Source organism: Winogradskya humida (assembly GCF_016862215.1).
Lineage (GTDB): Bacteria > Actinomycetota > Actinomycetes > Mycobacteriales > Micromonosporaceae > Actinoplanes > Actinoplanes humidus.
Genome location: NZ_BOMN01000095.1, coordinates 1 through 11,633 on the forward strand (window position 1 = coordinate 1; position 11,633 = coordinate 11,633).

At 70.7% G+C, this 11,633-nt stretch carries 9 protein-coding genes and 2 tRNA genes; 5 read left to right on the forward strand and 6 right to left on the reverse strand.

All coding sequences use genetic code 11. From position 1 onward, the window contains the following. The first annotated feature begins 108 nt into the window (after positions 1 to 108). On the forward strand, positions 109 to 933 hold the full coding sequence (locus tag Ahu01nite_RS33615) for an SMI1/KNR4 family protein (RefSeq protein WP_203840742.1): 825 nt from the start codon (positions 109 to 111) through the stop codon (positions 931 to 933). 60 nt (positions 934 to 993) lie between these two features. Here Ahu01nite_RS33615 and Ahu01nite_RS33620 read toward each other — a convergent pair whose 3' ends face one another. Next, the gene (locus tag Ahu01nite_RS33620) at positions 994 to 1,404 is read right to left on the reverse strand and encodes a hypothetical protein (protein WP_239159341.1); all 411 of its coding nucleotides are present in this window, start codon (positions 1,402 to 1,404) and stop codon (positions 994 to 996) included. A 185-nt stretch (positions 1,405 to 1,589) separates the two neighbouring features. On the opposite strand from Ahu01nite_RS33620, the gene Ahu01nite_RS33625 reads away from it, so the two are divergent. Together Ahu01nite_RS33625 and Ahu01nite_RS33630 are read left to right on the forward strand one after the other, a co-directional pair. After that, positions 1,590 to 2,738, forward strand: a complete 1,149-nt coding sequence (locus Ahu01nite_RS33625; RefSeq protein ID WP_203840744.1) for a sensor histidine kinase — start codon at positions 1,590 to 1,592, stop codon at positions 2,736 to 2,738. Further along, positions 2,735 to 3,382 carry a response regulator gene (locus Ahu01nite_RS33630; RefSeq protein ID WP_203840745.1) on the forward strand — a complete coding sequence of 216 codons (648 nt, stop codon included), beginning with the start codon at positions 2,735 to 2,737 and terminating at the stop codon, positions 3,380 to 3,382. The genes Ahu01nite_RS33625 and Ahu01nite_RS33630 overlap by 4 nt, the downstream gene beginning before the upstream one ends. A 172-nt stretch (positions 3,383 to 3,554) precedes the next feature. Here the strand turns inward: Ahu01nite_RS33630 and Ahu01nite_RS33635 are convergent, their stop codons facing one another. Both Ahu01nite_RS33635 and Ahu01nite_RS33640 read right to left on the reverse strand, forming a co-directional pair. Next, entirely contained in the window at positions 3,555 to 5,264 is a 1,710-nt protein-coding gene (locus Ahu01nite_RS33635; protein ID WP_203840746.1) for a nucleotidyl transferase AbiEii/AbiGii toxin family protein, read from the reverse strand. A gap of 140 nt (positions 5,265 to 5,404) precedes the next feature. After that, a complete protein-coding gene (locus Ahu01nite_RS33640) occupies positions 5,405 to 7,738 on the reverse strand; it encodes an FdhF/YdeP family oxidoreductase (RefSeq protein ID WP_203840747.1) in 2,334 nt (777 codons plus the stop codon). 124 nt (positions 7,739 to 7,862) lie between these two features. On the opposite strand from Ahu01nite_RS33640, the gene Ahu01nite_RS33645 reads away from it, so the two are divergent. Together Ahu01nite_RS33645 and Ahu01nite_RS33650 are read left to right on the forward strand one after the other, a co-directional pair. After that, positions 7,863 to 9,476 carry an alpha-amylase family glycosyl hydrolase gene (locus tag Ahu01nite_RS33645; RefSeq protein ID WP_203840748.1) on the forward strand — a complete coding sequence of 538 codons (1,614 nt, stop codon included), beginning with the start codon at positions 7,863 to 7,865 and terminating at the stop codon, positions 9,474 to 9,476. 28 nt (positions 9,477 to 9,504) lie between these two features. After that, positions 9,505 to 9,738, forward strand: coding sequence for a zinc-ribbon domain-containing protein (locus Ahu01nite_RS33650; RefSeq protein WP_203840749.1), 234 nt, complete (start codon positions 9,505 to 9,507; stop codon positions 9,736 to 9,738). Here the strand turns inward: Ahu01nite_RS33650 and Ahu01nite_RS33655 are convergent. The 3 genes from Ahu01nite_RS33655 to Ahu01nite_RS33665 all read right to left on the reverse strand — a co-directional run bounded on the left by Ahu01nite_RS33655 (position 9,717) and on the right by Ahu01nite_RS33665 (position 11,423). Further along, positions 9,717 to 11,117, reverse strand: coding sequence for an SDR family NAD(P)-dependent oxidoreductase (locus Ahu01nite_RS33655; RefSeq protein WP_203840750.1), 1,401 nt, complete (start codon positions 11,115 to 11,117; stop codon positions 9,717 to 9,719). The two genes, Ahu01nite_RS33650 and Ahu01nite_RS33655, sit on opposite strands and share 22 nt — an antisense overlap. Positions 11,118 to 11,267: 150 nt before the next feature. Next, a tRNA-Ser gene (locus Ahu01nite_RS33660) sits at positions 11,268 to 11,339 on the reverse strand. A gap of 10 nt (positions 11,340 to 11,349) precedes the next feature. Further along, a tRNA-Glu gene (locus tag Ahu01nite_RS33665) sits at positions 11,350 to 11,423 on the reverse strand. Positions 11,424 to 11,633 lie beyond the last annotated feature (210 nt).

The window sequence follows — 11,633 nt, forward strand, 5'->3', positions numbered from 1 at the left end:
CGGGCGGGCCGGGCGGGCCGGGCGGGCCGGGCGGGCCGGGCGGGCCGGGCGGGCCGGGCGGGCCGGGCGGGCCGGGCGGGCCGGGCGGGGCAGTTAAGCTCACCGGCCGTGACGGCTTTGGATGATCTGATGCGGCTGGTGCCACCGCCGGCCAATCCTGTCGGCGGGCCGGCGGACTGGGCGGCGGCCGAGGCCGGGCTCGGACTGCGCCTGCCCGGCGACTTCAAGGCGATGGCCGACCGCTACGGGCAGGGCGAGTTCTGCGATCTCCTCTCTCTCCAGCAGGACCTGCCCGGCTACAACGCCGACGTGCTCGAGGACGAGCGGGGCTATCAGGAGGACGACCCGGAGGACTACCCGTACCCGCTGTACCCGGCGCCCGGCGGGATCCTGATCTGGGGCGGCACCAGCAACGGCGACTGGCTGTGCTGGCTCACCGAGGGCGACCCCGAGGAGTGGCCGGTCGTGGTGTGGACGCCCCGGGGTGCGGAGTGGGAGCTCTACCGCATGGGCGCTGCGGCGTTCCTCGAAGGCTGGCTCGCCGGCCGGGTCACGGCGTTCCCGGATGGCTTCCGGGCCACAGCGCAGTGGTTCGACCCCGCCCAGGACCTGACCCACGTCTACGTCAGGCTCACCGAGAGCACACTCCCCTACGAACAGCGGTACACCCACCTGCGCGAAGCCCTCGCCCCGACCGCGGACCGGATGCGGGTCGGCCCCGAGGAGTCCCGGCAGGACAAGTTCGCCGCGGCCGGTGGCCGGTGGCGGGTGATGTACGAGACGGCGTACAGGCATCAGATCCGGATCGCGTTCCCGCCCGGCGACAACGACCGAGCCCGCGGGGCTGTGTTGCGGGCCGCCGCCCTGATGGGTTGCCAGGTCGACTCGGCGGACCGGCTCGACTCCGGCGCGATGGTCGCGGTCTGGCTTTGAACCCACTGACCTCACCAGGCGGTCCCGGCGTTGCCGAGCCGGTGAACGATGCTTCGCCTGTCACGCCTTCTCCCGTTTCGTCAGGAGCCGGCGTCCACCCCAGGCGATCAGTCCGGTGATGGCGCCTACCAACAGGCCGGTGAAGATGCCGCTGACCGCGGCGAAGATCCGGATCATCAGCTGTTCCGTGCCCGGCGACAGCCGGCCTTCGAGGTTGCCGCCCAGGCGCACATCGTGACCCCCGCTCACGTCCCAGAGCAGCTGGTGGGCAATGCACAGGAACACGCCGTAGAAGGCCCCGACCGCCAGGAGGGTGAGGAACGGTCGCGGGACCCTGGCAGCAAGCGCCACCGCGATCCAGATCATCGGCGGAACGACGACGAACAGCAGGTTGACGAACGTTCCTTCCTCAAGGATGTCCAGATCATGCAGGATCACGCGGGGCACGGCGAGCAGCGCCAATCCGGCCACAGCGGGCCAGGGCATTCCTCGGGGACGGGATGGCTGCTTCTGCATGGCCCGACCGTAGGCGCCCGGGCCTCGCGCGCCATCCGTCTCGGACCTCGACCGTGTACGTCGAGAAGCGACAGCCCGGACGCCTCGCTACTACGTTCGGCGGCGCGCTACCGCGGTACTGGGGATTTAGGCTGGCCACCATGGATAGTCGTATCCGGAGGCCCATGCCGTGGGTGGCCGACTCCATACTCGGGCTCGTTGTGACCGCCACGCTGGTGGGGACCATCTCGGCCCGGCAGGGCGGTACCCAGCAACCGGACGCGATCGCGTACGCATGGGCCGCCGGGCTGGGTGCGCTCATGCTCGCCCGCCGCCGCTATCCGCGTGCGGTGCTGGGGGTGACCGCCCTGGGGTTGTTCGCCTACTACTCGGTGGGGTACCCGGCGGTCGGTGTCGCCGTACCACTGGCCGCCGCCCTGTTCTCCGCCGCGGAGGCCGGTCGGCTCGTGACCGCCGCCGTCACCTCGCTGGGGGTGCTCGGCGTCTCGCTCATGTTCCGGCTGATGGAAGGGCAGGACGCCGCCTTCGTACTCGGCTACGACCTGGCGCCGCACGTAACGCTGATGGCGGTTGCCATCGCGCTCGGCGACGGCCTGCGGAGCCGCCGGGTACAGCAGCGCAGTCAGCGCGAGCTGCGGGACCTGATGGCACGGCAGTACATCCAGGAAGCGGAGAGTTGGTTACGCGAGGAACGATTGTCGATCGCCCGCGACCTTCACGACGCGATCGGGCACGCTCTCTCCGTGATCTCGCTGCACGCGGAGGTGGCACGCGAGGCGATCCCGGTGGACGACGAGGTCGCCGGACCTGCGGTACGGCAGGTGAAGGCCGCCGCGTCGGAGGCCATGCGCGAGTTGCGTACGACGGTCGGCGTGCTGCGTTCGAAGCCGCCCGGCAGGAGCGTCACGGTGTCGCTCGCGTACCTGTCGCCTGTGCTGGATACGGCCAGGGCGGCCGGCTTCGACGTCGAGGAACAGGTCGAGGTGGCGCCGGGGACGCTGCCCCGGATCATCGACGCGGCCGCGTACCGGATCGTCCAGGAGGCGGTGACCAACGTGGTCCGGCATGCCGATGCCAGTCGGCTGAGTGTGAGAGTGGTCGCCGGCACCACGCGGCTGCGAGTGTTCGTGACCGATGACGGTCCGCCACCGGGGAAGCCCCTTCGTGCGGGTCATGGCATCGCCGGTATGACGGAGCGGGCCCGCGCGCTCGGTGGGTCGCTGCGCACGCGGCACGAAGCGTCCGGATTCACCGTCGAGGCCGAACTGCCTCTGCGCGAACCCTCATGATCCGCGTCGTGCTGGTCGACGACCAGGAGCTCATCCGGGCCGGGCTGCGCGCTCTGCTGGCGTCGGTCCCCGACGTCGAGGTCGTGGCCGAAGCAGGTGACGGCGTCGCCGGTCTCGCCGTCGTCCGGCGGCACCTGCCGGACGTGGTGCTCATGGATCTGCGTATGCCGGGCGGCGACGGCCTCACAGCGACCGCGCAGATCACCCGGGACGCATCCCTCAACGGCGTGCGGGTCCTCGTACTCACCACCTTCGACGAGGCCACCGAGATCGATTCGGCGATCCGCGCGGGAGCGGCCGGCTATCTGCTGAAGGACATCGGTTCCGACGATCTCCGCCGGGCGGTCCGGGTCGTCGCCGCCGGGGACAACCTGCTGTCCCCAGCGGTTACCCGGCATGTCATGGACCGGCTCGCCTCGCAGGATGCCCCTGCGGAACCCGACCCCCGGCTCGCCCGGCTCACGGAGCGCGAACGCGAGGTCCTGTCCCGGGTCGGTCTCGGGGAGACCAACCAGGAGATCGGCGAAGCGCTGTTCATCAGCCCGGCGACCGCCCGGACCTACGTCAGCAGGATCCTTGCCAAACTGGACGCGCGTGACCGTACCCAGCTCGCGGTCATTGCCCACCGCGAAGGCCTCGCCTGACTGTGAGGCTGGTGGTGCCGGCCCGCTAACGGCGGTCGCGGCTTTCTCACCAGCGGCGTTACTTCTCCGGCGATCTGCCCGTCTGCTGTTCGCAGGCACAAGCCCGCCGAGGGGTACGCGGACCGTCGGTGAGTGTCGTGCTGCGAGGGTTCAGTGCTCGGCAGGGGCGGTGCTACCTGTCGAGGGCGATGGCGAGGCGACGTACCCATCGCTCGACGTCGCCCTCGATGATCGGGTGCTCGGCGGCGAGGTTGTCCCAGTCGACGTCGATCCAGGACAGTACGGTCTCCGGGCCGAAGGTCGGGTCGCTGAGGAGTTCGCGGACCAGGTTCAGGTCGACCGGGGTGTGCTCGGCCAGGAGGACCGCGTCGTAGAGGTCCTTGCCCTGTGGCCACATGTCGGTGCCGAGCCACTGCAGCTTCCAGGCCAGCGACAACCCCGCGGTGGCGGCCTGCACCGGGACGCCCACGCCGGGCAGCGTCACCGGGAGCGGGTCGACGGGCAGCCGCTCCCCGAAGACGACATCGACCTGCAGCGACCCGCCGAGCTCATCCACCGAGCGCCGCGACCCCCGCGCAGGCCGACGCGAACCCCGGCCTCCACCGCGACGCGACACCGCATCGCCACGCGAACCCTCGCCTCCAGGCAAAGCCGCACCACCACGCAACGCCGAACCGCCATGCGAGCCCTCATCCAAGGCGCCGCGGGCGTGCAGGGCGTCGAAGGGGATGGCCAGCCGGTGGCCGTCGGCGCGCTCGTACGTCCAGATCGCCGACTCCGCAGCTTCGCCCGGTTGCAGCCCCGCGCACGCGAGGATGCCGTCGAGCAGTTGGCGGGCTTCGGTGCTGTCGCTGGTCAGGGTCGGGGGTGTGACCACGAAGTCCAGGTCACCCGGCTCCCGCGCGGCTTCGCCCACCCATGCCGGCATGGTGACGCTGCCCCGGAGCACCAGGTGCGCGGACCATCGGCTGGCGGCGATCGCCGTCAGGAGGTCCTGCATGGCTGTCCGGCGGGCGTCGCGCCAGCGCTGACCCAGCACCGGGTCGGTGAAGACCGGCTCGCCGGGGCGGAACGCGTGGGGGTACGGCTTGACGGCCGGATCGAAGGCGGCGCGCTGACGGAGGCCGGGTGCGGACGGCAGGGGCTGGTAGGTGGGCGGGTACCCGGGTTGGCCGGCCGGGGCCTGGCGGTTCGCGTCGTCGCGCTTCGTGAGCCAGTCGTTGTTCTTGCGACCCCAGGCGTCCGCCTGCCGGGGCGGCTGGAGCCAGCCGAGGTCCAGGTCGAGGTGGCTGTCGTGCACCACGTACTCCTGCTCGACCTTGGCGATCTCGTATCCGGCGGCCCGCAGGCCGTCCACCAGTTCGCCGAGCCGGGCCGTCGACGTCTCCCTGCCCACGCCCCAGCAGCGCTGGTTGACGAACCGCGCCTGGGTGCCGGCAGCGTCCCGGGACCGGGCGTTACGTGACAGTCGTGCCCCGAAGGCGACGGCCAGGTCGGTGAGTTCCAGCAGACCGGCGACGCCCGCCCCGGCCGGCAGCAGCACCTTCACGTGATGCTCGAAGTACCGGTCCTGCGGTTCCCCGGCGGCGTCACGATCGGCGACCGGCACGCCGGCCGCGTACGGTGCCGCCTCGACCTTGACCCGGGCCGGGCGCATGCCGGCCTGCCCCAGCCTGTCGCACCACTCTCCTGCCACCCGGATCTGCTCAGCGAGGGTGCCGCTGCCGTGCAACGTCAGCATCGGCTGGTGACTGATGTCGCCGCGGTCCAGTTCGATGTGCACAACCTTCAGTGCGTGCTCGGCGGCGAAGGCGTCCAGGGCGTCACGCTGATGCGCCTGTACGGTCACGTGTGTCTCGAAGTCCCCGCTGATCTCGCTCACGCCGGGAGGATAAGCGCTGCCCCGCCCCCGCGACGATCGATAAAGCTATCGGCAAGGGCGATCGGCGAAGCAGACGGACAGCGAAAGGCCCGGCGCGAAGAACAGATGCGCGCCGGGCCTGGGTGCCGGGCAGGAGACCGTCAGGCTGCCGCGGCCGGGGTGACCTCGACGATCAGGTGCTTGGTCAGCGGCTGTTCGCTCTGGGAGCTGTTGTCCGTCAGCGCGCAGAGCACGTTCAGTTCGGGCATGTAGCCCGTGACGCTGCCGCGCGGGGTGTCGTAGCCGATCACGCGGTACCCGTACACAGATCGGGTTTCCCCGTCTCGGGCATGGCTGGTGATGTCGATGAGGTCCCACTCGCTCAGGCCGTGTTCTGTCATGTCCTCGCGGTTCATGAACAGGACCGTGCGGATGTTCTTGACGCCACGGTAGCGGTCGTTGTCCGAGTAGATGGTGGTGTTCCACTGGTCGTGGGACCGTACGGTCGAGAGCATCAGGCGGCCCTCGGGCGGGACCACGTCGGGCAGCGGTGAGCTGTGGAACTCGGCCTTGCCGGAGGCGGTCAGCCAGACCCTTTCCCTGGCCGGCTGGGCGAGTCGGAAGCCGATGCCGTCGTGGACGCGCTTGTTGAAGTCCTCGAAGCCGTCGAGCGCGTGAGACATTGTGTCTCGGATCTTGTCGTAGTCCTCGGCGTAGGCCTCCCATGGCGTGGCCGAGCCGGGCAGGGTCGCCCGGGCCATGCCGCAGAGGATGGCGTTCTCCGACTCGAGGTGCTCGGTCGGCGGCTTGCGCTTGCCGTAGGAGAGGTGCACGTAGCTCATCGAGTCCTCGATGGTCACGCCCTGTTCCTTGCCGCCGCGGAAGTCCTTCTCGGAGCGGGCCAGGCAGGGCAGGATCAAAGCCTTCTTCCCGTGTACGAGGTGGCTGCGGTTGAGCTTTGTGCTGACCTGCACCGTCAGCTCGGTGTTACGCAGCGACGCGAAGGTCTGCTCGGTGTCGGGGGCCGCGAGGGCGAAGTTGCCGCCCACGCTGATGAAGACCTTGACCCGGCCGTCGCGCATCGCCTCGATGGTGTCGACCGTGCCCAGGCCGCGTTCGCGGGGGGAGACGATGCCGGTGGCCGCGTCGTGCTTGGCCAGCCATGCCTCGGTCGGGTGGTGGTTGACGCCGCAGGTGCGGTTGCCCTGCACGTTGCTGTGCCCGCGGATCGGGGACGGTCCGGCGCCGAGATGGCCGATCATGCCGCGCAGCAGGAGCAGGTTGATGATCTCGCGCATCGTGTCGACGCTGTGTTCCTGCTGGGTGAGGCCCAGGCACCAGGCGATGATCGTACGTTTCGACGCGACGTACTTCGCGCCCAGCTCGCGGATCTGCTCCTCGGGGACGCCGGACTGGTGCACCAGCTCGGCCCAGTCGGAGTCCTCGACCGTCTTGCGGTACGCCTCGTACTGATCGGTGTGCTCGGCGATGAAGTGCTCGTCGACGGCGCCCTGCTCGAGCACCACCTTGGCGACGCCACGCAGCAGCGCCAGGTCACCGGCGATGCGGGGCTGGATGTTCATCGTGCCGGTCTTCGTGGCGTGGAACGTGCCCATCGCCTTGAAGTCGTGCGGCACGATGGTCCGCTGGCTGGCGACCTCGATCAGCGGGTTGACGTGCACGATGTCGGCGCCACGGTCGGCGGCGAGGGCCAGCGAGGTGAGCATCCGGGGCGCGTTCGAGGCGGCGTTGACGGCCATCAGGATGAGCAGGTCGGAATTCTCCCAGTCCTCCAGGTCGCAGGTGCCCTTGCCGGTGCCGATCGCTGCCTGTAGAGCCCGGCCGCTCGCCTCGTGGCACATGTTGGAGCAGTCGGGGAGGTTGTTGGTGCCGTACTCGCGTACCCACAGCTGGTAGAGGAAGGTGCCCTCGTTGCTGAGCCGTCCGGAGGTGTAGAAGGAGGCCTCGTGCGGGCTGGGCAGGGCGCGCAGGGCATCGCCGACCATCTTGTACGCGTCGGCCCAGCTGATCGGCTCGTACTTGTCGGTCGCCGGGTTGTAGCTCATCGGCTCGGTGAGCCGGCCCTGGTTCTCCAGGTCGTGGTCGTTCCACTTGTTGAGCTCGGCGACCGTGTGCGTGGCGAAGAACGCGGCGTCGGTGCGCTTGCGGGTCATCTCCCACGTGACGTGTTTGACGCCGTTCTCGCAGAAGTCGAGGTGCAGGCCCTTGCGGTCGTCCGGCCAGGCGCACCCGGGGCAGTCGAAGCCGCCGCCCTTCTTGTTGAGGCGGAGCTGGTTCATCTGCAGCACGGCCCGCGGCGCAGCCAGGGGCTCCTGGGCCTTCGCGATGATCTTGCCGACGCTGACCGCCGCGCCCCAGCCCGCGGACGGGTGGTGATAGTCGGCCTGTGAATATTCACCGCTGGTGTTGGGCCCGCGCCCCTGTGCGGGCTCGCCGGGCGCTCCCTGTCCCAGCCGGTCACCGTCGCGTGCCATGTCGCCTCCGACCATCCGAAACACACCCTTATCGATCACGGTGCCACTTGCGGCTCCGCGGCGCCAGTCCGGCCCTCTGGACCGCCTCCCTGCACTGTATAGAGCTTTGTGAAAGTGTCGGGGCATGCCGGACATGTGGTGGCGCGACGCCGTCGTGTATCAGATCTACCCGCGTTCATTCGCCGATAACAACGGCGACGGGGTCGGGGACCTCGACGGCATCACCGCACGCCTCGGGTACGTGGCCGGGCTCGGCGTCGGCGCGATCTGGCTGACGCCGTTCCAGCGTTCCCCGCAGGCCGACCACGGCTACGACGTCAGCGACTACACCGACGTCGACCCGCTCTTCGGCGACCTGGCCGCCTTCGACGCACTGGTGGCGCGTGCCCACGAGCTCGGTCTGCGGGTCATCGTCGACGTCGTGCCCAACCACTGCTCGAGCGAGCACCCGCTGTTCAAGGACGCGCTCGCTGCCGGGCCGGGGAGTGCCGCCCGCGCCCGGTTCCACTTCGCCGACGGCCGCGGGGACAGGCCACCGAACAACTGGCCCAGCGTTTTCGGCGGCCCGGCCTGGACCCGGGTCACTGAGGGCGACGGGCGCCCAGGTCAGTGGTTTTTGCATCTGTACGCGCCTGAGCAGCCCGACTGGAACTGGCGCAACCCGCTCACCGTGGACTTCTTCGCCGGCGTGCTGCGCTTCTGGTTCGACCGCGGCGTGGACGGGCTGCGCATCGACGTCGCGCACGGGCTCTACAAGGCCGCGGGCCTGCCCGACCTGGACGACCCCGCCGCCGTCCCGCCGATGCGGCTGCGGGGCAACCCCCTCGCCAGCGACCAGGAGGAGGTCCACGACGTCTACCGGCAGTGGCGGCGCATCGCCGACTCCTGCGACCCGCCACGCGCCCTGATCGGCGAGGTCAACCTCGACCCGGAGCGAGCAGCCCGATATGTACGCCCGGACGAGCTCCACCAGGCCTTCGCCTTCGCGCTCGTGGCAGCCCCGTGGAACGCGCCGGCATGGGCGGACGTGGGCGCGAGGCTGATGACGGGCGGCGCCCCCGTGACGTGGGTGGTGGAGAACCACGACGTCGTCCGCACCCCGACGCGCTACGGCAACCCGGACCGCGCGAGGGCGGCGCTGCTCGCGATCCTGTTCCTGCCCGGCGCCGCGTACGTGTACCAGGGCCAGGAGCGGGGCCTGCCCGAGGTTGACGTGTCACCGTCCGATCGCCAGGACCCGGCGTGGACCCGCTCGGGCATCTCCCGCGACGGCTGCCGGGTCCCCCTGCCCTGGCAGTCCGACCCGGCCGGCACCTACGGCTTCTCCCCACCCGGCTCGGCCGCACCATGGCTGCCGGTCCCGCCGGACTGGGGCACCTACGCCACCGACCCCGCCTTCCTGCGCGCCGCCCTGGCCCTGCGCCGCCGCCACCTCCACGGCGACCCGGTCACCACGTCCACGCCACCGGCCGACGTCGCCGGCACCTCCCACACCGACCGCACGGCCGCGCGGCACGAACACGACGGCGCCCTGACGGCTGACGACACGGTTGTGTGGCGCGTTGACGACAATGGGCTGCTGACCGCCGTACGCGAGGATGCCTTTGTCCTTGCCATCGCCATGGGCGTCGGGCCCGCCGAGCTGCCACCCGGTGAGGTCCTGCTGACCAGCGGCCCGCTCACCGCCGGCGGCCTGCTACCGCCCGACACCGCGGCGTGGCTGAGCCTCCGGGAGTGAGGTGGCCCGCCCTGGGTACAACTGAAGGATGTTCCTGCTCTTCGGTCTGCGCACCAAGGACTATCTGATCTCCGTCACGACCATGATCTGCGAGGTGTGCGGCTGGAACGCGCCGCAGACCCTGATCCGGCGCACGACGAAGTTCACGCTCTTCTTCGTGCCGCTCTTCCCCGTGCGCCCGAGCCGGCAGTTCCTGAGCTGCGGCCACTGCCAGGCCTACCGCCCGGCCCCGACCGGCACCTACCAGGGCACAACCCCGTAGTTCTTGACGAGTACGCCATGCAGCGGCGCGCCCGCCTCGCCGCTCAGGATCGGGTGGTAGACGCGGGCCGCCGCATCGACGACGTCCAGCGGCGGCCGCCAGCCCGCAGCGGCGCGGCGGTCCCGGCGCCCCGGCGGGCTCTCGTCGGTGATCCAGCCGGTATCGACGCCACACATGTGGACGCCGTCGCGGGCCAGGTCGGGAGCCGCGACCCTGGTGAGCATGTTCAGCGCCGCCTTGCTCATCGAGGTGTGCGGGTGACGTTCCGGCCCCGTCCCGCCACTGAACCAGCCCTCACGACCGGTCACATTGACCACGTAACGCCGGTCCACCCCCGGACCGGTCAACGCAGGGCGCAGACGATCGAGCAGCAGGAACGGCGCGATGACGTTGACAAGCTGCACCTCGAGCAGCTCCACCGGATCAACCTCGCCGAGCCGGGCAGTCCACGAGTTGCGGTCACCCGGCACGACCAGCGCCCCGGTGGCATCGGTCTCGTCCCGCGCCGTTGTCGCGCCATCCACGCCGGCACGGCCGGCCGTCGCGGTGATCGAGGGCAGCATCAGCTCCGCGACACCGGGCCGATACCCCGACACCATCTCGACCGCAAACCCCGTCCCGGCACCCCGGGCAGCCTCGACCGACCCACCCGCTCCGGCCGCCCGGGCGGTGAGGAGCTCCGTTGCCACGAGCGGCTGATAGGCCCACGCGGGGCGGCGTACCGTCTGGGCGGCGTTGTTGATCAGAATGTCGAGGTGGCGCTCGCCGGCGCGGTCCGCCACCTCCAGCACCTGCCTCGGGTCACGCAGGTCGGCACCGATGATCCGTAGCCGCGGGAGCCAGGCCGCGGCATCCGGCTCCCCCTCGAACCTGCGGCCAGCATCAGCCGGGAACCGCGTCACCACCATGACCTCGGCGCCGTCGCGCAACAGCTTCAACGCGACCTGGAACCCGATCTTCACCCGCCCGCCGGTAACCAGAGCCCGTCGTCCGGTCAGGTCGGTGCGGGCGTCGCGGTAACGCCGATGCAGCCCGGCGCACTCCGGGCAGAGCGCGTGGTAGAACGCATCGACCGTCCGGAACCGCCCCCGGCAGGCATAACACCGCCGCTCCCGCCGAGTGGTCCCAGACCCCTCATCAGAGCCACCCACCACGGGTACGCCCTCAGCCCGGTCCACCGCCCCCGTCGACGCCCCTGCCACCACGGCCCGGTCCAGGGCCGCCGTCCTGCGCCGCCGATCGGCACGCCGCTGCTTCTGACCGTCCTTCACCAGCCCGTCCACGGCCCGCTGAAACCGCTGCCGCACCGGGTCATCAACATCCAGATCACGGACCTCGCCGAGCACCCGCAGGGCAGCCTCGATCGCATCACCGTCCATACCGCTCACCTCCCCCGGTTCGCGGGGCAAGCCGGCCGCCTCCCCTGTCCTGCCCTTCGGTGGTCTGCGGCGCGATCTCGGTGACCCGGCGCGCCCGCCTCCGGATGCGGGCCGGGCCGACTCCCCTGTCCCGCTTCCCCGCCCTCGGGGTGGGCCGAGCCGGATTCGAACCGGCGTCCTCCGCACGAGCAGCGCGGCGCGTCGACCTCTGCGCTACCGGCCACCCCGGCGGTGGACCCGGCCGGACTCGAACCGACATCCTCTGCCTTGAAAGGGCAGCGCGACAGCCAATTGCGCTACAGGTCCACCGAGCCAGGACTATACGGACCGCCCCACGCCCCCCAAACCCAATTCCCGCCCGGCCGCACCGCCGCACCGCCGGAGGGCCGGAGGGCCGGAGGGCCGGAGGGCTGCCCCGGTGCACCCCCTCGACTGGAGTAGGGCAGGCACCGGCGTCAACCGAAACGAAGACAGCGGCTGGCTCTCAAGCGTGGTCGGCTGCGGTGACGTATCAAC